This is a genomic window from Ruminococcus albus AD2013, assembly GCF_000526775.1.
Classification (GTDB): Bacteria; Bacillota; Clostridia; order Oscillospirales; family Ruminococcaceae; genus Hominimerdicola; species Hominimerdicola alba_A.
Genome location: NZ_JAGS01000001.1, coordinates 1,868,672 through 1,888,168, shown reverse-complemented (window position 1 = coordinate 1,888,168; position 19,497 = coordinate 1,868,672). Strand labels below are relative to the sequence as shown.

Here is a 19,497-nt window from a genome sequence, read left to right as displayed (position 1 = left end):
AGAAACTCAGAGCGTGGACAATATAAACGTCCACGCTCAAACTATTTGCGTAAAATTATTGCCGCGCCCGAAATCGGACAGCGAAGCGTATCCGATTTCTCGCCCCTCAGCTGCCGACACAGTCGCAGCTGAGGGGCGAAACCTCGCAAAGCTATCCACCACAGCAAATATTCGACCAGCCCAACAACAGCTATGTAAAAAGAAATCCCACAGCACCTCTGAATAAACATCAGAAATACTGTGGCATAAATTTTCGTATCATTTTGTCTTTTCTTCATATATGGCTGCGACTTCATCGATTTCGCCTGCCGCGATGAGTTCGCCGTGTTCAAGGAGTATGGCTTTGTTGCATATCCTCTTTACCTGATCGAGTGAGTGGGATACGAACAGCACCGTCACGTTTGACTTGAACATACTCATTATCTTGGCTTCGCTCTTTTTGCGGAATTTTGCATCGCCGACGGAGAGTACTTCGTCAAGTATCAGTATATCTGGCTCTATCTGGGTTGCTATTGCAAAACCCAGCCTTGTTTTCATACCCGATGAATAGTTCTTTATCGGTACATCGATGAACTTTTCCAGCTCTGCGAACTTTACGATCTCATCAAACTTTTTGTCAACGAATTCCTTTGAATAGCCCAGCACCGCGCTGTAAAGGTAGATGTTTTCAGCCCCTGTGTACTGTGAATCGAAACCCGCACCAAGTTCAAGCAGAGGAACGATCCTGCCGTGTCTTATGACTTCGCCCTCGGTCGGCTTGAAAACTCCTGCTATGACTTTCAGCAGTGTACTTTTGCCCGCACCGTTCAGACCGAGGATACCTACACGGTCGCCTTTTTCTACTTTGAAATTTACATTTTTAAGCGCCCAGAATTCGTTGTATTTCAGCTGACCTTTCAGCATTTTTATCACGTATTCTTTAAGGCTGTCAAGTTTTTCCTGACTGAGGTTGAACTTCATGCCGACGTTCTTTACCTCTATCGCATAATTAGACATTGAGTTTTCCTTTCATTATGCCCTCTATGCAATCATGCAAAGAGGGCAGATGTTTTTATATATGAAGAATAAAATTATCCTGATGTTTCTTGAACATCAGTACGCCGACTATGACGGAAAGCACACTTACCGCCGCAGGCATTATCACCCATGCGGGAGAAGCGAACATATTCTCGCCGTATATTGCGGCTCTGAAATCCTTGATTATCGCATACAGCGGATTCAGCTTGAATATCCACTGATTAGCATTGATCTTTTCAGGTACATAGAATATCGCGCAGGTGTACATTATAAGCATCAGCGCAACGTCCCAGAGATACTCCAGGTCACGGAAGAATACTGACATTGTTGAAAGTATCATTCCTGCCCCGAATGTCAGCAGGAAAAGCATTGCAAGCGGTACGATCGCTGTGAATATCCACAATGTAGGCTTCACGTTGAAAACGAACATAGCCCCCACAAGCACTATCAGCGATATCGAAAATATCACAAAATTGAAAAGCACGCCCGATAGCGGATATATGTACTTTGGCACATATACTTTTTTTATCATGCCCGCGTGCTGCCGTATGGACTTCATAGCGTTTTTGGTTCCCGTTGAAAAGCAGGTGTAAAGCAGTCTGCCTGTCAGTATGTACACGGGAAAGCTCTTATCGCCTTTCTGGAAAAATTTGCCGAATACCAGTGAAAGCACACAAGTCGTCAGCACAGGTTCCAGCAGAGTCCATAAAATACCGAGATATGAACGGCGGTATTTTAGCTTGATGCCTTTTTTTACTAACTCTTTCAGCAAAAATCGGTATCGTTTGAAGTTTTCTATCTGTTCCTTAAACATATTTTACCTCTCGATCGGTCATGCCTCCGGCACAACATCTTTATATATATTACCATAACGGCATTTTATTGTCAACTATTTATTCTCACAAAAAAGCAGTGGCACTCCGATGTTTTTTGTGGAAAAATAGGCGTTTGTGACAGCTGGCAGTTATCCTGCGGAATAGATGTTTCATACTTTTGCAGATGTATTCGGAAGTTGGCAGAAAAATTTATATCGTAAACTATTGACAAATCCTATTTCTTCGGGTATAATAAGCCATGTCAGCAGGACAAATATAAAAACTATGAAAGGACGGTGAGTCAGATGAAAAAGATATATCAGTTTAGTAACGCAAACAACATAATATTACAGGGGACTCGCCGGTGCAGTCAGCGTTAAGCTGGAAAAATTTAGCATACAGGGTGTGTTTCCATATGGGAGCACACCTTTTTTTATGCCGTTTACTATAATTGCACCGACAGCTTAAACAATTGACAGACACAAAGGAGATAAATATGTTTGAATTAAACGGAAAGTACGGCACCGCAAAGGTATTCACCGATATATGCGATGAAACTGCCGTATCACAAATAATAGAACTTATGAACCAGCCCATGTCCGAGGGACAGAGGGTGCGCATAATGCCCGATGTCCATGCGGGTGCGGGTTGTACCGTGGGTACTACCATGACCATAACCGACAAGGCTGTGCCGAATCTTGTGGGTGTGGATATCGGATGCGGTATGGAAACAGTTAAGCTGAAAGAGAAGCACATCGAAGTTCAGCAGCTGGATAAGCTGATATACCGCGAGATACCCTCGGGGTTCGATATACGGAAGAAGCCTCACCGCTTCAATAACAAGATAGACCTGACCGAACTTTACTGCTACGATCATATAGATCACGATAAGGCGATACACAGCCTTGGTTCTCTCGGGGGAGGAAATCACTTCATCGAAGCTGACAAGGGCAGTGACGGCGGGGTGTACATCGTTATACACTCTGGTTCACGTCATCTGGGGCTTGAAGTTGCAAAGTTCTATCAGGAGGAAGCATACAAGCGCCTGAACGGCTGTGCAAAGCCCGATATCGATGAACTTGTAGCCCGTCTGAAAGAAGAGGGCAGGGATAAGCAGATCCAGACCGAGATAACCAAGCTGAAAAACACCAAGCGCACTGATGTTCCAAAGCAGCTTGCATATACCGAGGGTGAACTTTTTGAGCAGTATATACATGATATGAAGATAGTTCAGCAGTTCGCCATGCTGAACCGTCAGGCGATGATGGACGAGATAATCGACGGAATGAGCCTGCACGTAAAGGAGCAGTTCACGACCATACACAACTACATCGATACGGATAATATGATACTGCGAAAGGGTGCAGTGTCGGCACAGGCGGGGGAAGTTCTGCTTATCCCCATAAATATGCGTGACGGCAGTCTTATCTGTACAGGCAAGGGAAATCCCGACTGGAATTATTCCGCACCCCACGGCGCGGGCAGGATACTGTCGCGTTCAGCGGCAAAAGCTCAGCTTACACTGACGGAGTTCAAGAGAGAAATGAAGGGCATATACAGCACTTCGGTAAGCTCCGCGACCATAGATGAAAGCCCGATGGCGTATAAGAGCATAGATGATATCGTGAATAATATAGGCGATACCTGTGAGATCGAGGATATCATCAAGCCGATATATAACTTCAAGGCAGGGGAAGCCGAGGAACATGGAAGATCGAGAAAGAGATAGGAGAGCATATGGAAGAGAAATTTATACCTTATGAAAAGATGAGCGCTAAGGAGCGTAGGAAGATAGATAATATGCGGCGGGGGACATGGGGCGGAACAGTACCTGTGACGAAGAAAGTGCCGAGCGGGAAGATATATTCGCGTAAGATAAAACATAAGAATTCTTTGGTTTGACGACTTGATTTCGCGGCAGAACAGGTGCGCCAATAACAAACGCTGCCGCGAATTAAAGCGCGCGGTTTATGCGACTGCGTCGGCATATGCCTCGCGCTAGCAGGCTTGACCCAAAGCTCTCTTCCTTGGCATTCTATCCCAGCTATGCTATCGCTTTACTTTTGCTTTAATATATGATATAATTTCTATGTTTGAAAATCGCTCAAAAGGAGGAAACGAAATTGAGTAAGGCAGGCAGCTTTATAAAGAACATTCTGTTCTCAATTCTCGGTATATTTGAATTTGTAATGTGTGTCGCCGGGATAGGTGCCAATATTTCGCCTGCCAAAGGCGAAACCCCCTTTGAACCGCTTATAGCTGTTGTACCCTGGGCGGTCATGTTCGCTCTGCTTTGCCTGATAAGTATCGGCGGTCTGGTCAGGGAAGCGTCCGGTAAAAAAATGGTTCTTACAAGCAATATCTTTATGCGGCTGTTTACCGCGGGTACAGGTCTGTCGGTGATGTTTCAGATGACAGAGGACGATGTCACGCTTGAAGAAATGCTGCTGCTTCAGCTGGTGTGTATCGTTCTGGGAATATCTGCCATATTGATAGGTAGAAAAGCCGACAAGCTTTCGCCTGCGGAATCTTTCACTTCAAAAATTACTATTGATAATTTTGACATTGAAAAAGCCGAATGGCACTACGATGCTGCATCAGACGAATATCACCACTGCAATATCTCACCTGAGGTTGCCTACGCTGACGACGATCTTATATACGAATACGCTTCAATGCCTATGGCGTATTACCTGATGTGGCTGCTTGACAGAGATCTGGTCAGCAAGGAGTTTTTCAGCCTTATTCCCGCAGAAGTTATCGAAGCGGTTAGGAGCGGAAAGGAAAGCCCTGTTCTGTTGCTTGAGTGTACCGACTACTGTTTCAGCAAAGATATGATAAGTGAGGAAGTGTATAATTTCACCAACACATATTACTGGAGCAGTATGCGCAGAAACGGTTTTGGCTTTGGGTATGATTCACAATGTGCAAGCTATCAGTTTGATTATTTTGAGGTTGTGGGTGACTGCCGCTACTACTATGTAAATTCCTATTCTCAGGTTTTGCGTACAAAGCTTGAAGAAGTTCTCGACAGGCGTTTCAGGGAGTACAATAATTACGTTCCCAATAAGGAACTGGAACACGGCGTGGAAACCAGTTTAAGGTACGGCTGGGAAGTCGATGTTGATATTACTAATGGTGCGGATCAGCTTGATCTTGAACGCTGTCTGGCGGATTTCAAAGAGCCTTCTGCTGATAAATATGAAAAGGTAAGACATAGCGTTTTAAGGCACGCTGAGTATTGCTACGGTTCTTTCGATGATACTGATGAGGAGCTTTTTGATCTTTATGTTATGTATTATATGACGGTGTATCACAGTGAAAATGGCGAGCCTGCCTACACTTTGCGCGGCGGCTATGATTACGGCGACAGTGAAGATTTCTCGATGACTGTGCAGGGTGATACCGTGTATGTTCCGTTGTCGGACGGTTCGGAAATACCTCCGTATTCCGAGAGAATGGAGATGGCGCTGGCACTAAGGGATGCTGACCCCTCCGATGGCAGAAGTGTTGCGCTGATACCCTTTGAATTCGGCGGTACACAGAGTGAGGACAATACTGTATTCATGCCGACCGTATGCGCGGATATCAAGGAAAAATGCGACAGCAGGATAATCTGTCTGACAAAACAGGGCATGGTACTTGACTATAAATGCGAACCGAAATACAAGGACGACAGGGTGACAGGCTTCACTGTAACTGCCAGAGATTCTGAGGGCAAACCTGTGTTCTATGACAGTGTTGAAATCGGAGAATAAGGTTGGGCATTTAGTGTACCATTTAAAATAGCGGTCAAACGATATTTAGCTTGGTGCATTCTTTCCCCCGCCGCAGGCGTGGGAAAAGAATGCTTCCGGAATATGGATAACAAGATCACAAACAGCAAACTATCATCAAGGAGATATGACATGAAAAACGGCAAGAGAGTAATATGGTTCAATCACTGGTTCAGCCAGGCTTATAATTTCATTGAACTGCTGAAACGTGATGAACGCAACTACATGATCGCATCGGCTAAAAAGCCTGATTTTGTTTTCGGTGCATCGGCGGACGAAAGGTACATCGAACCCAACGGTGTAAACGGAGAACAGTATGCCGAATGGGCACTGAGTTTCTGCAAGGAACATTCGGTTGACGTATTTTTCCCGAAACGATGGAGGGCGGCGGTCATAAGCCATATCGACGAATTTACGGCGATAGGCACCCGCGTTACTGCTGACGGCAACACCGAACAGAATGATATGCTTGACAGCAAGATGAAGTCATGCGAATTCATGCGGTCGAATGAACTCTGTGCAACGCCCTACATGGAGCGCATCACCACTGTTGAGGGCTTTGAGCGGGCATATGCGATGGTAAAGGAAAAGTACGGCAGGGAGCATAAGGTATGCGTAAAGGCTGACCGCGATGAGGGCGGTATAACTTACAGACGGCTTTACGATGATGATGCGCCGAAATCCATGCCCGAGGATATAAGCTATCAGTCCTACCTTGCCGACCTTAAAAACCGCAGTAGGATATACCCCACAGTGGTAATGCCGTATTTAAACGAACCCGAGATAAGCATTGACTGTATGAGGACGGAGAGTGGGCTTATCGCTGTGCCGAGGTGCAAGATCGACAGCCACATAACCGCTCTGCGTTTTGATAAGGAGTTTATCGATATCGCAAAGCGTATCTCTGAAAAAGTCATCATAGAATATCCCTACAATATACAGCTTCGTCCACTGAACGGCGAACACGTATTCATGGAGATAAACACCCGTATGGCGGGGGGATGTTACAAGGCTGACGCTGTGGGTGTGAACTTCCCTCAGCTGTCTGTAAGCTATGCTTTGGGGGATAAGATAGACACCGAAGCCATTTTGAACGGTCTGCACGATGTTCGTGTGGGCGAAGTTGCGGGCTTCATCGTTATGCCGTAGGCGGTGGTGATATGCTGATAAAGAATGGTCTGGTATTTACCGAAAAATGCCGCTTTGAACACCTTTCGGTGCTGACGGAAGATGGAGTTATCACGGGGGTGCTTCCTGCTTATGCGATGATAAAGTACGGCGGTGAGGTGGTGGACGCTTCAGGCTGTTATGTTGTCCCGGGACTTACCGACATACATTTTCACGGATGTGCGGGGCATGATCTCTGTGAGGGCACTGCGGAAGCTATCTCATCTATAGCCGAATTTGAATATTCACAGGGCGTGACGACTATCTGTCCTGCTACCATGACTTTGCCCGATGAGGATATTGCAGAGATACTCCGCACAGCAGGGGAGTACACAAAAAATTCTGCTGACAAGGACAGGGCAAAGCTGATAGGCGTTCATCTGGAGGGACCTTTCATATCTCCCGAAAAATGCGGCGCACAGAAAAAAGAACTGATACAGCCGCCCTCGGCGGATAAACTGCGGGCATGGCAGTCGATCTCAGGCGGTCTTATAAAGCTGGTGACGATAGCCCCCGAAACAGATGGTGCAATTGAATGTATACGTCAGCTTTCGGGCAGTATGCGATTTTCATTGGGACACACTTCATGTGACTACGATACAGCAGTTGAAGCCTTTGGGGCAGGTGCGGATCACATCACACATTTGTACAATGCTATGCCGCCTTTCAACCACCGCGCACCATCTTTGATAGGCGCGGCATTCGATACGGCGGGAGTATTCGCCGAGATCATCTGTGACGGCGTTCACGTTTCCGAAACCGCGGTAAGAGCGGCTTTCAGGCTGTTCGGCGATGACCGTATGATACTCATAAGTGACAGTATGGAAGCTGCGGGCATGCCCGACGGTGAATATCAGCTGGGGGGACAGCGGGTATCGGTGAAAGGGAACCGCGCTGTGCTTTCGGACGGTACTCTTGCGGGAAGTGTGACACCCCTTGCGGATTGCCTGCGTACTGCGGTGGAAATGGGGATACCCCTTGAAAGCGCCCTTAAAGCCGCGACTATCAATCCATGCCGTTCCATAGGCGAGGATAAAAAATACGGCAGCATATCCGTCGGCAAAGCGGCACATATTCTGCTGCTCGACAGAAAAGATCTTTCCCTAAAAGCCGTATATACCCGATAAACAAAAGACCCGTCGGCAGCAAGCCGATGGGTCTTGAACTTTTATGCTGGTTCTTATGTTGGATCAGATTGCATAGAATAAAGCAGAGGGTGTTCTTTAATTACTTAGCGCCCTTGATCTCGGAAATGCAGTTTGTGCATATCGATTTGTCCTTGTAGTCAACAAGGTTCTCGGTAGCGCCGCAGAAAATACATTTTCTCTGATACTTTTTAAGAATGATCTTGTCGTCCTCGGTATAGATCTCGATAGAATCCTTAACTGCGAGATCAAATGTTCTTCTGAGCTCGATGGGAAGAACGATCCTTCCCAGATCATCGACCTTTCTTACGATTCCTATGGATTTCATTTTCTCAATTCCTTTCCCGGATAGATTTTCAGCCGTTTCAGACTGACTATATATGGTATATACATTATACCAATTTGTACAAAGCTTGTCAAGCAAATTTGAACGGTATGTCAATTGTTTGTCATTCAAAAAAGTGATTTCAGCGAAATGCACATCAAAATATTACTATATTGAATATTTGCGGCGCTGAAAGGTATATTTTTACTTGTAAAATTTGTAAATTTTCCCGAATGAGAATAAGTAAATAATTAGCAAATAAATAAAAATATTAATCTAAAAGAGAAGAGGGCTGAAATGTTGGCATTTGTACTGGCGGTAATGCTTGTTTTATCCGTGGCCGCAGGATTTTCTGATGGCGGCTGGGCAGAGATCTCCGATGCGGCATTGGGGCAGTGCGTAAAAGCAGTGGAACTGGGCATATACCTTGCGGGTTCAATGGCACTATGGTGCGGGCTTATGCGGGTAGCCGAAAGATCGGGGCTGACACGTTTTATGGCGCGGGCAATGTCTCCGCTGATAAGGCTGATTTTTGGCAGGCTGGATACTGATTCAAAAAAAGCTGTGAGCCTTAATCTCACAGCGAATCTGCTTGGCTTGGGAAATGCCGCTACACCTACGGGTATCGAAGCCGTCCGACGGCTTGAAAAAAGCTCACGCCCAAAACGTAATACCGCACTTATAACAGTTATCAACACGGCGTCGATACAGATTATCCCTGTTACGGCAGCAGCACTGCGCTCTGCACACGGTTCTGATTCACCTATGGAGATACTTCCCGCTGTACTTGTCACCTCGGTATGCTCGGCTGTGGTGGGAATAGTGACCGCATCAATCCTGTTTTCGGAGGAAAAATAAATGACCTTAACAAACATGACTGTACCCCTTATCATCACATTCATACTGTTGTTCGGAATGTTCAGGCGTGCCGATTTGACAGGGGAGTTCACCGCAGGGGCATCAGAGGGCTTGAAGACCGCTGCGGAGCTTATACCGATACTTGTGCTGGTAATGACAGCTGTGGGAATGTTCGGTGCTTCCGGGGCTTCTGCACATCTGGCAGGGGTCATCTCCCCACTGGCTGAAAAGCTGGGCTTTCCGCAGGAATGTATTGAACTTGCGCTGATTCGTCCTGTATCTGGGAGCGGGGCTATTGCATCTCTCGATGAACTGTATACACGTATCTCCCCCGATAGCTTTGCAGGCAGGACGGCGGCGGTGCTGATGTCTTCTACCGAAACCACATTTTATACAATAGCGGTATACTCTTCCGCCATGACAAAAAAACTCGGCAGCCGCGTTTTTATCGCAGCTGCCGCAGCAGATATTACAGGTTTCATATTGTCGCCTTTGATGGTCAGGCTGTTTATCAGGTGATTATCTTCACGGCACTGCCGAGGGACTTATCCTTTGTGACCACTATCTGTCTGTCGATCTTTTCTTTGAGTTCGGGCACATGGGAGATTATGCCCACGAGCCTTGAATTTTCAGCCAGACCGTTCAGTGCTTTTATTGCCTGATCGAGGGTCTCGTCGTCCAGCGTGCCGAAGCCTTCATCGACGAACATCGAATCTATCCTTACGCCGCCCGAAGACTGCTGTATCTCATCTGAAAATCCCAGCGCCAGTGCAAGAGAAGCCATAAAGCTCTCGCCGCCCGAAAGGGAGCGTATGCTTCTGGTACTGCCTGTAAAATGGTCGTTTACGTCGATATCCAGACCTATCTTGGTATTGCCGCGGCTGGTACCGCTTCGTATAAGTTCGTACTGTCCGTTGGTCATCTGTAAAAGTCTGACATTGGCATGGGCGAGTATCCTGTCAAAATACTCCATCTGAGCGAATACCTCAAGGGTCACACGCTGTTTGCCTGCAAGAGTGCCGTTAACGGTGCTGTTGAGGGCATTTTTTATGCTGTACTCTCTGCTGAGTGCGCGGTTGCTGGCAAGCTCTGAGCGTATTTTTTTGAGAGTATCCTCGGCGGAAGAAAGACATTTTACTGTCTCGTCGCGCTTATCAAGTGCCGATCTTGCGCGTTTTGCACACTCTTTCATCGACAGATCGAGAGCTTCGCAGTCGGGGCGATTTTTACGTTTTGTCTGCTCTTTCAGTTCGCTCAGGTGTCCTGAAAGTTCTGTACGCTGTTTTTCAAGCTGAGCAAGTTTGTTATCGGCATCGGATATAGCTTTTTCAAGGGCTGACTGCTTGGCTTTCAGCTCCGAGATATGCTTCATCGCTTCGGCTTTGTCAGCACACGGCAGAGAATCGAGCTGTTTTTTAGCTGTAAGCTTTTTTTCTTCTGCCTTAGCGGTCAGCTCTCTCAGGCTGCCCTGCAAAGAGGAGATGTTTTTGCTGTTTTCCTCGATGCGTTTTTCGAGTAGGGCTGATTCCTGTTCGGCGGCAGTTTTCTGCTTTGCCTGATTTGTCAGCTCTTTCTGTGCAGATATCAGTTTTTTCAGTTCATCATTTATCTGTTTGTAGTCGTTGCGTGCGTTTTCAAGAGCCTTTTCGGGGGTACAGCCCTCGGCATACTTTCCTGCATGAGCCATAGCGGATTCCACGGCTTTTTCGTGGGCTGATCTTGCCCCGGCATGATATGATGCCGCTTTCAGGGCTGTATTTCGGGCTGTATCCAGCTCGGCAGAAGCCTTGTCAACTGTCTGCTTATCGGGGGCTTTTTCGGATATCGACGCTTTTTGGGGGTGATGCACCGAGCCGCAAACAGGGCAGGGCTTGCCCTCTTCAAGTTCCTTTGCCAGAAGTCCCGCCTGTTCTGCAAGATAAAGGGCAAACAGCCCGGAATAGTGCTTTTCAAGGCGTTCCATTTCTTGCTGTGCAGATTCGTAAGCTTTACGGGCAGACTTCTCCTTTTCCTTTAGTTTGTCCGCTTCGGAAAATTCCACACCTATGGCTTTTATGTGTTCCAGCTCGCTGTTCAGTTTATCCGCTTTTCCTGATGTTTCAGCCAGCTTTGCGCCGATATCGCCCAGGTCGGTGATGAACTTTTTAAGCTCTTCGCGTTTTTTGGTATCAGCCGAAAGCTGTCCGTTAAGGGCTTCAAGCTTTTTGTTTTCGGCATCAGCGGCTTTACTGAGTTTTTCGGATTCTTTAAGAACAGCTTCCGCATCATCGTAAAGCTGAAGCTGTTTTTCTTCCGCGGCTATCTGACCTATCAGCGCTTTGTGCTCGGGGAGCTTTTCGTGCATGGCTTTAGCATCTTTTTCGGCTTTTTCCAGCTCGGGCAGAAGTTCCTGCATATCCTTTTCGGAATGTTCAAGCTTGTGGAAAAGCTCTGTCAGCTTTTTGCCGTTTTCAAGAGCGAGGGTGGCGGTCTTATGCTGTTTGTCCGCCTCCTTGTATTCATCTGCCGCTTTTTTAGCTTCGGCTTTTTCATATTCAAGAGCTTTTTGGCAGATATCTTCGATATCCGTATCGGCGGCAGATTCGGGATTCTGCGCCGCGAAACTTATCTCTTCACGGTACGGGTCTTCTGCGCCGAGCCTTATATTTCCAAGCAGTGAGCCTATTTTCAGCTCCGAGTCCTTGTAGCTGCGGTAAACGGCGTTGGCTTCTTCTTTCAGCCTTTCCTGGAGAACTCTGTATTTCCCTGTGGAAAATATTGCACTGAGTATCTTTGTACGGCTTTCGGTTTTTGTGTTCAGCAGTTCTGCGAAACTTCCCTGAGCAATCATCGCTACATTCCGGTACTGTCCGTGGTCAAGTCCGAGTATAGATCTAATTCTGTCATTGACCTCGTTTTCGCCCGAAGCTATGGGCTTTTCCTGACCGTATACGTATATCTCGATGGTGGTGTTGAGGTCGGTCTCACCTTCGCCGCGCTTTTTCGGTATCTTTTGACGAGGTTCGCGGTGTACGAGATATTTAGTTCCGCCGTAATCGAAAAGCAGTTCGGCATAGGTGATAACACCCGGTTCGGCGTACTCGCTCCTGAACATATTGACAGTTCTGCTGTCGCCGCTTGCCTTGCCGAAAAGGGCGTAGCACACACCATCGAATATGGTGGTCTTGCCTGCACCAGTATCACCCGTAATGAGGTAAAGACCCTGTCCGCCCAGCTGTTCCATATCTATCACGGTCTTTTCGGCGTAGGGACCGAAAGCCTGCATTGTAAGTTTCAGCGGTCTCATAAGCTGTCCCCCCATATACTGTCTATCAAACCTTTGATGTACTCCGTTTGCTCATCAGTCATATCATCGCCATTCTGCTCTTTGAAAAGCTCGGCTACAAGCTCAAAGGGAGTTTTGCTGTCGGTGTGCACGGCACCTGTCACCTCGGATATCGTCTGGGTTCGTTTGTTATCAAAACTCAGCTGAACGATATTGTTGTAGACTGTCCTTAGCTTCTGCATGACGTTTGGTATGTCGGTATCATCGGTCAGGGTTATGAAGTAGAAGCCGTCGGTATCGAGGTTTTCATAGTAACTGCGCTCCATAAGCTCGTTATATTCTCCTCTCAGCTCCATGACATCGCGCATGGGCACGAGGGGAACGGTATTTATCACGGTATCGCCTTTTTCACGGATATCAACTATCGTTACGGATTTTTTGTGGCTTATCTCCGATGCCGAATATTTCAGCGGTGTTCCGCAATAGCGTATATTTTTGCCGATATTCTGCGGACTGTGGATATGCCCGAGTGCAACGTAGTCGAAGCCTTCAAAAACCTCTGAACCGATATTATCCAGCGTTCCCACGGAGATATACTCCGAATCACAGGTGATTGCACCTGTGATGAACTGATGGCACATCATTATGCAGCGCCTGTTTCTGTCGATGCCGCTTTGCTCGATGACTGCGCTCATCATATCGGTGTAGGTCTTTATCTCCTTATCAGGACAATATCCGCGTACAAAGGAGGGTTTGATAAAGGGAACGGAGCAGATGTCCAATTCTCCGTACTCGTCCGAAACTGTATTCACGGCACCACTGCCCTCATAGCAGGCGCATATATGTATATCGGCATCAGCCAAAATTTCGCGGCCGTAGTCTATCCTTTCGGGGCTGTCGTGATTTCCGCTGATGATAAAGACTGAAAGCTTGTTCCTGCGGAGTTTTGTGAGAAACTCACCGAACAGCTTCACGGCTTCTGCCGAGGGTGCGCTTTTGTCGTAGATATCTCCCGCGATGAGTATGCCGTCACATTTTTCAGCCGAAGCGATATCAGCTATCTGTGAAAGTATGTAGCGCTGATCTTCGATGAGGGTGTAGCTTCCCAGCCTTTTGCCAAGATGAAGATCGGAAACGTGTGCGAATCTCATTGATATCCTCCTTTGCAGAAAAATCAGCCTACTTGTTTTTGTATACCAGCTTGTCCCTGAGGTCTAACTTATCGTAACCCCATTTGAAGCCGATATAAGCCGAAAGCGGGAAAAGTGCCAGATATGGTAGTATCAGCAGGAAAACTGCGGGGCTCATATCCTTTATGTCAGCGGAATGTGCAAAAATATCCAGTATCGGGAAAAGGCAGGCGTTTGCTATCTTGAATACAGCAAGAAAATCAAATGCGCCGCTGAATTTGGATACGGCAAGTATCACAGCTGTCATCGCAAAGGGCAGCATAGCGATAAGCCCTGTTTTTGCTCCGAAATTTCTGCCGACATTGTCTCCGTGTAGAGTATCGGCATTGGCGGCTTTTGAACCTTCTTTCATGCCATAGTCGGCGAGTATGCAGACCACGCACATTATCCCCGTGAAGCCGAACATAATGTTTGCGAGAATGCCCATAGCCTTAGATATCGCCCAGAAAAACAGCATTACGAATATCCCGAAAAATTCGGCTTGAAGCCCTTTCAGCAGACCGTATACAAGGGCGTTTTTTCTATTGTATTTCATATAAGTCACTCCTTGCAAGAATGTGATGTTTTGATCTTACGAATGTTATGTTTTTAATTATAGCATAAATGCTTTTTCAATACAAGGGCTTTTTTGAAAGCTTTTGATTGAAGTACAAAAAACTGTACATGATGCGGTTCGAGAATAATCAGGGATCATCAGGATATACTATTGTATATTAAGGTTATCCCGCTGATACACCATAATAATTGGTGTTATATCGTATCTTGAAATACTTGGCGGTTATCTTTTTCATCGCCGCAGGCGGGGGAAAAGGATAATATCAGCAGGATATTTCATTGATATATGTCACTTTGTGGTGGTGTGTTAAAGGGATAGCCATGTTATATAGAAACGAGAGGAGAATTTGCAATGAACGATAAGGAAAAAAGACCTCTGCCCGTTGACCCTGTTGACGGTACGCGTGTGTATATGCCGCTTGGCAAGCGGTTTTCGGTGGGGGAAGAGCTTGGTGAAGCAGACTTTGAAGATCAGATTGAGGAAGAACAAAGGGGTTCGGGGGAAGATATTTTGGGATAGGTGTGATACCAGTGGATGAAACAGGTGCTTTCACTATCAGTGATTTTATGCGAAAAGTTGTACGTTTTTGTACAACTCTTGCAGAAATATGTCCGAGTTAAAATATAAATCATTTGTTTACACAGGGTCTGAGGCGTGAAGTTGGGTAAAATAACAAGAAAATGAGGATAGAGTGCCAAGGAGAGGAGCTTTGGGTCAAGCCTTTCGCGAAAGGCTTGCGGAGAGCACGAGAGGCAGAGCCTCTCGGTCAAGGCGCAAAAGCGACGTGGCAACTATCAAAACAATAGCAGACTATCTTCCGACCACAAAGGCGCAGCAATAACAAAATTAAAGAGCGTGGACAATCAATCGTCCGCGCTCTTTCTATTGGCGTATATTTATTGCTGCGCCTGCCGTCAAACAGCGACAGCGTTTTTGACGGCTCGACCCGAACGGAGAGAGGGGCGAGAAAACCGCAGTACGTCTATTAAATGCAGACACGGATTTAATTGAAGTACTTGGGATATTTCGTTCTTATCATAGGTACTGCGGTATCAGGTCGCCCCTCTCTCCGTTCGGGTCGAGAAATCGGATTCGCTTCGCTGTCCGATTTCGGGCGCGGGCGGTCTGTGCGTCCCGCAAGAAAGTGCAGAGCGAATGTTTTGTGTTCCATCGGATTTTTGTGACCGCCCGCTTTTTTACAGGACGGGAAGTTTTATGCGCTATTGCCTTTTATGTTGCCACGTCGCTTTTGTTCCTTGACCGAGAGGCTCTGCCTCTCGAGCTCTCCGCAAGCCTGCTGGCGCGAGGCTTGATCGCGCGCTTTGTTTCCTTGGCATTCTTTTATACGTACTTGCATTAAATCCGTTTCCGTGGTATAATACATTTGACTTCGTTTGGTATTTCCAAGCATAATCACACCGAAAGGACAGGATATCATGGGCAGGATAAAAAAAGCCGCCATAGTAACGGGCGGTTCGGGCGGGATAGGCAGTGCTGTCAGCAGAAAGCTGGCGCAGGCGGGCTATCTCACGGCGATAGCATATAATAAAGGTAAGGAAGCGGCTGGATCCCTTGCGGCTGAACTGAGAGGCGCAGGATTTACAGCGGAGGCTTTTCATTACGATATAGCAGATGCGGACAGCACAGCGGAGTTCCTGAGTGAGGTTGAAAAAAGCTTCGGCGAGTGCGAACTGCTTGTAAATAACGCAGGCATAGCGGATATCGGTTTGTTCACCGACCTTACCGATGAGCGGCTTTACGAACTGATGAATACGAATTTGTTCGGGCATATGCGCCTGACAAAAGCTGTTCTGCCGCAGATGATACGCAGACATTCGGGAAGTATTGTTAACATATCCTCGGTGTGGGGAGAAAGCGGTGCTTCCTGCGAGGTGGCTTACTCTGCGGCTAAGGCGGGGCTGATCGGTTTCACAAAGGCACTGGCAAAGGAGTGCGCCCCCGGGGGAGTGCGTGTCAACTGTGTAAGCTGCGGTCTTATCGATACTAAGATGAACAGCACCCTTTCTGATGATGACCTGAATGCTGTCATCGATGAGATACCTATGGGACGTATGGGCACACCCGATGATATTGCAAATGCTGTTATGTTTCTGGCGGAAGAGTCTTCCTCGTACATAACGGGTCAGGTGATACGTGTAGACGGCGGCTGGCTGTAAAGTAATATATAAGTACATTGAGCGCTGTTCTGTCGTAAAAAGCAGGACAGCGCTGTTTTTATGCCCTTCTGTGAGAAAGAAAAGTAAAAATTCGGTGAAATAGTAATGAAAAAAGCCCTCGGCGGTTTGACAAACGCAGGGTTATACTATATAATAGTGATATTCGTGAAAATAGTTATATAAAGCGATATTTGTTCTGGTATCCCTGAATTCTCAGGGGAATGCAGAACATATCTCGTTTACGTGTAAAATGTCAGGAGAGCGATTATGGACAGAGATGAAAAGTTCCGACGTCCCGCAGACCCCTATGAGGAAGAGTATCAGCGACAGCTGGAAGAAATTTCTCGGATCGCAGGGGATACGGGCGGCGAAATAGATCTCAGCATGGGCAGTGCTGATGATGTTTTCGCCTCGGAATATCAGCGATACGGCACACCCCCGCAGATGGGCGGTCAGCCATATGGCGAAGAATATATGAACAGACAGTATGCACAGGCGCGTACAGGCGGTGGAAACAGACAGCCCTCACGCGCAGGTGCTTCACGTCAGCGCAGAGAGGATAACGGCGGACAGTATCCCCGTCCGCAGGTACAGCCGCAGTACGGTGCTGAAAGTCCGCGGCAGAATTATCCCGATGATGATATGAGAGAAAGACGTCCATCACGCGGCGGCAGTGAGGGTCAGCGGAAAAGACCTGCCCGCGGCGCAGACAGTGAAAGGACAGGTGCTGACAGGTCAAGGGAAAGAAGAGAAGAACGTCCCGCACCCCGCAGAAACAGCGGTCAGCCGACTAAGAAAAAGTCGGAAAATCGTGCGAAGCCACGCGCTTCCGAAGAACTGCGTTTCGGGTCACGAAACGGCGGCAAAGTACCCGCCCACGAGAAAAGCAACCCCGTAGGCAAATTTTTCAGGACGCTGATAATACTGCTTCTTGTTATATTCATCGGCTTGAACGCACTGCTTTACTACTACATCACCCTTGTGAACCGCAGGGGCCGCGGAGACCGTACTTTCACAGGCGGTTCGATGAACAGCAAAAGCGTTACGAATATCCTGCTGATAGGTTCGGATACCCGAAGTGAAAAAGAAAACGGCAGAACTGACAGTATGATACTGATGTCGGTAAACAAGGATAAAAAGACCATCACCATGACATCTTTCATGCGTGATATGTATGTTGAGATACGGGGCAGAAGAACAAACGGCGAGGATATCGACGTATGGGATAAACTGAACGCGGCGTATGTCTATGGCGGTGCCGAACTGCTGATGGATACCATAGAGTATAATTTCGATATCTCGGTCGATGATTATGTTTATGTGGATTTCTTTGCATTTATCGACATAGTTGACTCCATCGGCGGACTTGAGATAGATATCACCGATGATGAAGCCGCCGGTCTGGAAGACCCTCTGGGCGAACAGAACCACTATCTTAAACAGCCCGAGGATACCGATACCCTCGACCACGGCGGAAAACTTCTGTTGAACGGCAACCAGACCCTTGCTTATGCAAGACTGAGATATGTCGGCAATGCTGATTTCCAGCGCACTGAAAGACAGCGTGAGGTAATAAGCAGGATAATCAAAAAGGTAAAGGCATCCGACCCGCTGACGATCAACCGTTTTGCAAAGGCGGTATGCTCGAACCTTTCAACGAATATGAGCCGCGCCGAGATGATGCTTTCGGCTTATAAGGCTATATTCTCGGTGAATTACGAGATGAAGACACTGCGTATACCTGACGAAGGAAATTACAGCTTCGGTATGCACGGCGACCAGTCAACACTCGATGTAGATATAGAAGCCTGCCGTGATCTTCTCAGAAGAGAGATATACGGCGGATAAAAAAGATGCAAAGCACTTCTGCTGACATACAGCGGGAGTGCTTTTTGTATGAATCACGGAAATCAATTTTCAAAAAATCAGGTTTCAAAAGTTACATTTATATTTCAGATTGTACAAATTACTGGACAGAGCACCTGGAAAATGATATAATATAGGCATGAATAATGGAATAACCGAGTATTTTGAAGATATTGAATTATATGAGGAATATGACGGCTATTTTTGCAGTATCCCCGATATCATTACAATAGCAATTCTTGGAAGTATCTGTGGACTTAGAAACATTCATCAGATTCATCAATGGGCGACAAATGACAGAGTAAGCGAATTCTTAAAGGAGAAATTCGGAATCGATCATGTCCCTTGCTATTATTGGATATTGAGCCTGCTGAAATATGTCAAGCCCGAATCGCTCAACCGCTGTTTTGCGGATTGGGTCTATTCATTTATGCCCGAAAAGTCCAAAAGTATGACGATCTCTCTTGACGGGAAAACTGTTTGTTCGACACTTAAAATGAGTAAGATCGAAAGTCCTCTGCACATCATCAGCGCACAGGTATGCGAACTTGGATTGACCCTGGCACAACGCAGCACGGACGATAAAAGCAACGAGATACCTGCGGTGCAGGAGCTTCTGAAAGAACTGAAAATAAAGGGTAATATAGTTGTTGCGGATGCACTGAACTGTCAGAAAGAAACTGCTGAGATTATCGTAAAACAAAAGGCAGATTATCTGCTTTGCGTTAAGGATAATCACCCAAATTTGAAGAAAGATATCGAGGATTATGTGCAGGACAGTTCTCTCAGAGACACTATGCAAACAGTTTCAAGAACGGAGAAAAACCGTGGCAGAGTTGAAACAAGGACAGCGTATGTAACAACAGATATCAACTGGCTGGAACAGAAAAAAGAGTGGAAAAATCTGAAGTGCATAGGAGCCATTCATACTGAATTTGCAACGAAAAAAGGCACTTCGAGCGAATGGCACTATTACCTTTCAAGCCGCGAAATGACAGCGGAACAGCTCCTTCATCATGCAAGAATGGAATGGTCAGTTGAGTCAATGCACTGGCTGCTTGATGTTCATTTTGAAGAAGATTGGTGCAGAGTCGAAAACAAAGACGTTCAGCAATGCCTGAATATGTTCAGAAAAGCTGCGATAAATTTAATCAAGAACTTTAAAAATCGGAACAATTCTAAAGCCGCCATATCCAAACTTATGTTTGAATGTCTTATGGAGCCGCTGATGATTTCGAGGGTGATTTTTGAAAATTGATTTCCGTGTGTATGAATGCCGCCCCCTTGACAATAGCGTATAAATATAGTATAATAAATAATTAATTACGATATTTTTTGAG

General features: G+C 46.6%; 18 protein-coding genes. 11 read left to right on the top strand and 7 right to left on the bottom strand.

The window, feature by feature from the left end:
- Nucleotides 1-258 precede the first annotated feature (258 nt).
- Both N773_RS0108285 and N773_RS0108280 read right to left on the bottom strand, forming a co-directional pair.
- A complete protein-coding gene (locus N773_RS0108285) occupies nucleotides 259-996 on the bottom strand; it encodes an ABC transporter ATP-binding protein (protein WP_024857355.1) in 738 nt (245 codons plus the stop codon).
- A gap of 55 nt (nucleotides 997-1,051) precedes the next feature.
- On the bottom strand, nucleotides 1,052-1,831 hold the full coding sequence (locus tag N773_RS0108280; RefSeq protein WP_024857354.1) for an ABC transporter permease: 780 nt from the start codon (nucleotides 1,829-1,831) through the stop codon (nucleotides 1,052-1,054).
- 497 nt (nucleotides 1,832-2,328) lie between these two features.
- Here N773_RS0108280 and N773_RS0108275 point away from each other — a divergent pair, with 497 nt between their 5' ends.
- The 5 genes from N773_RS0108275 (at nucleotide 2,329) to nagA (ending at nucleotide 7,902) form a co-directional block, all read left to right on the top strand.
- The gene (locus N773_RS0108275) at nucleotides 2,329-3,561 is read left to right on the top strand and encodes an RNA-splicing ligase RtcB (RefSeq protein WP_024857353.1); all 1,233 of its coding nucleotides are present in this window, start codon (nucleotides 2,329-2,331) and stop codon (nucleotides 3,559-3,561) included.
- Nucleotides 3,562-3,569: 8 nt separating this feature from the next.
- Entirely contained in the window at nucleotides 3,570-3,734 is a 165-nt protein-coding gene (locus tag N773_RS22570) for a hypothetical protein (RefSeq protein ID WP_196231614.1), read from the top strand.
- A gap of 221 nt (nucleotides 3,735-3,955) precedes the next feature.
- The gene (locus tag N773_RS0108265; RefSeq protein ID WP_024857352.1) at nucleotides 3,956-5,590 is read left to right on the top strand and encodes a hypothetical protein; all 1,635 of its coding nucleotides are present in this window, start codon (nucleotides 3,956-3,958) and stop codon (nucleotides 5,588-5,590) included.
- A 102-nt stretch (nucleotides 5,591-5,692) separates the two neighbouring features.
- Entirely contained in the window at nucleotides 5,693-6,757 is a 1,065-nt protein-coding gene (locus N773_RS0108260; RefSeq protein ID WP_242840367.1) for an ATP-grasp domain-containing protein, read from the top strand.
- A gap of 11 nt (nucleotides 6,758-6,768) precedes the next feature.
- On the top strand, nucleotides 6,769-7,902 hold the full coding sequence (gene nagA, locus N773_RS0108255) for an N-acetylglucosamine-6-phosphate deacetylase (RefSeq protein WP_024857350.1): 1,134 nt from the start codon (nucleotides 6,769-6,771) through the stop codon (nucleotides 7,900-7,902).
- Nucleotides 7,903-8,002: 100 nt separating this feature from the next.
- On the opposite strand, the gene N773_RS0108250 is transcribed toward nagA, so the two are convergent.
- Complete coding sequence (locus N773_RS0108250) at nucleotides 8,003-8,248, bottom strand: AbrB/MazE/SpoVT family DNA-binding domain-containing protein (protein ID WP_024857349.1); 246 nt, start codon at nucleotides 8,246-8,248, stop codon at nucleotides 8,003-8,005.
- 294 nt (nucleotides 8,249-8,542) lie between these two features.
- Between N773_RS0108250 and N773_RS0108245 the strand changes: the two genes are divergently transcribed.
- Nucleotides 8,543-9,103 carry a nucleoside recognition domain-containing protein gene (locus N773_RS0108245; protein WP_043537852.1) on the top strand — a complete coding sequence of 187 codons (561 nt, stop codon included), beginning with the start codon at nucleotides 8,543-8,545 and terminating at the stop codon, nucleotides 9,101-9,103.
- Nucleotides 9,104-9,622 (top strand): nucleoside recognition domain-containing protein, encoded by a 519-nt coding sequence (locus tag N773_RS0108240; RefSeq protein ID WP_024857347.1) that lies wholly within the window; start codon nucleotides 9,104-9,106, stop codon nucleotides 9,620-9,622.
- On the opposite strand, the gene N773_RS0108235 is transcribed toward N773_RS0108240, so the two are convergent.
- From N773_RS0108235 to N773_RS0108225, 3 genes are read right to left on the bottom strand one after another with little or no spacing between them, the layout of a single operon-like run.
- Complete coding sequence (locus N773_RS0108235; protein ID WP_024857346.1) at nucleotides 9,615-12,389, bottom strand: AAA family ATPase; 2,775 nt, start codon at nucleotides 12,387-12,389, stop codon at nucleotides 9,615-9,617. The two genes, N773_RS0108240 and N773_RS0108235, sit on opposite strands and share 8 nt — an antisense overlap.
- A complete protein-coding gene (locus tag N773_RS0108230) occupies nucleotides 12,386-13,519 on the bottom strand; it encodes an exonuclease SbcCD subunit D (RefSeq protein WP_024857345.1) in 1,134 nt (377 codons plus the stop codon). The genes N773_RS0108235 and N773_RS0108230 overlap by 4 nt, the downstream gene beginning before the upstream one ends.
- A 28-nt stretch (nucleotides 13,520-13,547) precedes the next feature.
- A complete protein-coding gene (locus tag N773_RS0108225; protein ID WP_024857344.1) occupies nucleotides 13,548-14,093 on the bottom strand; it encodes a hypothetical protein in 546 nt (181 codons plus the stop codon).
- Nucleotides 14,094-14,465: 372 nt separating this feature from the next.
- Between N773_RS0108225 and N773_RS22220 the strand changes: the two genes are divergently transcribed.
- Nucleotides 14,466-14,633, top strand: a complete 168-nt coding sequence (locus tag N773_RS22220) for a hypothetical protein (protein WP_155250869.1) — start codon at nucleotides 14,466-14,468, stop codon at nucleotides 14,631-14,633.
- A gap of 484 nt (nucleotides 14,634-15,117) precedes the next feature.
- Here the strand turns inward: N773_RS22220 and N773_RS22565 are convergent, their stop codons facing one another.
- A complete protein-coding gene (locus N773_RS22565; RefSeq protein ID WP_196231613.1) occupies nucleotides 15,118-15,285 on the bottom strand; it encodes a hypothetical protein in 168 nt (55 codons plus the stop codon).
- A gap of 265 nt (nucleotides 15,286-15,550) precedes the next feature.
- Here N773_RS22565 and ymfI point away from each other — a divergent pair, with 265 nt between their 5' ends.
- The 3 genes from ymfI to N773_RS21825 all read left to right on the top strand — a co-directional run bounded on the left by ymfI (nucleotide 15,551) and on the right by N773_RS21825 (nucleotide 19,415).
- Nucleotides 15,551-16,291 (top strand): elongation factor P 5-aminopentanone reductase, encoded by a 741-nt coding sequence (gene ymfI, locus N773_RS0108210; protein WP_024857342.1) that lies wholly within the window; start codon nucleotides 15,551-15,553, stop codon nucleotides 16,289-16,291.
- A 267-nt stretch (nucleotides 16,292-16,558) separates the two neighbouring features.
- Nucleotides 16,559-18,139, top strand: coding sequence for an LCP family protein (locus N773_RS0108205; protein WP_024857341.1), 1,581 nt, complete (start codon nucleotides 16,559-16,561; stop codon nucleotides 18,137-18,139).
- Between the two features lie 157 nt (nucleotides 18,140-18,296).
- Nucleotides 18,297-19,415, top strand: coding sequence for an ISAs1 family transposase (locus tag N773_RS21825; protein ID WP_024856640.1), 1,119 nt, complete (start codon nucleotides 18,297-18,299; stop codon nucleotides 19,413-19,415).
- Nucleotides 19,416-19,497 lie beyond the last annotated feature (82 nt).

What these genes read in the sequence shown, in the direction of transcription:
- N773_RS22565 (WP_196231613.1), bottom strand. Translation starts at nt 15,285, where the DNA reads ATGGAACACAAAACATTCGCTCTGCACTTTCTTGCGGGACGCACAGAC.
- N773_RS0108235 (WP_024857346.1), bottom strand. Translation starts at nt 12,389, where the DNA reads ATGAGACCGCTGAAACTTACAATGCAGGCTTTCGGTCCCTACGCCGAA.
- N773_RS0108260 (WP_242840367.1), top strand. Translation starts at nt 5,693, where the DNA reads ATGGATAACAAGATCACAAACAGCAAACTATCATCAAGGAGATATGAC.
- N773_RS0108230 (WP_024857345.1), bottom strand. Translation starts at nt 13,519, where the DNA reads ATGAGATTCGCACACGTTTCCGATCTTCATCTTGGCAAAAGGCTGGGA.
- N773_RS0108250 (WP_024857349.1), bottom strand. Translation starts at nt 8,248, where the DNA reads ATGAAATCCATAGGAATCGTAAGAAAGGTCGATGATCTGGGAAGGATC.
- N773_RS0108240 (WP_024857347.1), top strand. Translation starts at nt 9,104, where the DNA reads ATGACCTTAACAAACATGACTGTACCCCTTATCATCACATTCATACTG.
- N773_RS0108245 (WP_043537852.1), top strand. Translation starts at nt 8,543, where the DNA reads ATGTTGGCATTTGTACTGGCGGTAATGCTTGTTTTATCCGTGGCCGCA.
- N773_RS21825 (WP_024856640.1), top strand. Translation starts at nt 18,297, where the DNA reads ATGAATAATGGAATAACCGAGTATTTTGAAGATATTGAATTATATGAG.
- N773_RS0108285 (WP_024857355.1), bottom strand. Translation starts at nt 996, where the DNA reads ATGTCTAATTATGCGATAGAGGTAAAGAACGTCGGCATGAAGTTCAAC.
- ymfI (WP_024857342.1), top strand. Translation starts at nt 15,551, where the DNA reads ATGGGCAGGATAAAAAAAGCCGCCATAGTAACGGGCGGTTCGGGCGGG.
- nagA (WP_024857350.1), top strand. Translation starts at nt 6,769, where the DNA reads ATGCTGATAAAGAATGGTCTGGTATTTACCGAAAAATGCCGCTTTGAA.
- N773_RS0108280 (WP_024857354.1), bottom strand. Translation starts at nt 1,831, where the DNA reads ATGTTTAAGGAACAGATAGAAAACTTCAAACGATACCGATTTTTGCTG.
- N773_RS22220 (WP_155250869.1), top strand. Translation starts at nt 14,466, where the DNA reads ATGAACGATAAGGAAAAAAGACCTCTGCCCGTTGACCCTGTTGACGGT.
- N773_RS0108225 (WP_024857344.1), bottom strand. Translation starts at nt 14,093, where the DNA reads ATGAAATACAATAGAAAAAACGCCCTTGTATACGGTCTGCTGAAAGGG.
- N773_RS0108205 (WP_024857341.1), top strand. Translation starts at nt 16,559, where the DNA reads ATGGACAGAGATGAAAAGTTCCGACGTCCCGCAGACCCCTATGAGGAA.
- N773_RS22570 (WP_196231614.1), top strand. Translation starts at nt 3,570, where the DNA reads ATGGAAGAGAAATTTATACCTTATGAAAAGATGAGCGCTAAGGAGCGT.
- N773_RS0108275 (WP_024857353.1), top strand. Translation starts at nt 2,329, where the DNA reads ATGTTTGAATTAAACGGAAAGTACGGCACCGCAAAGGTATTCACCGAT.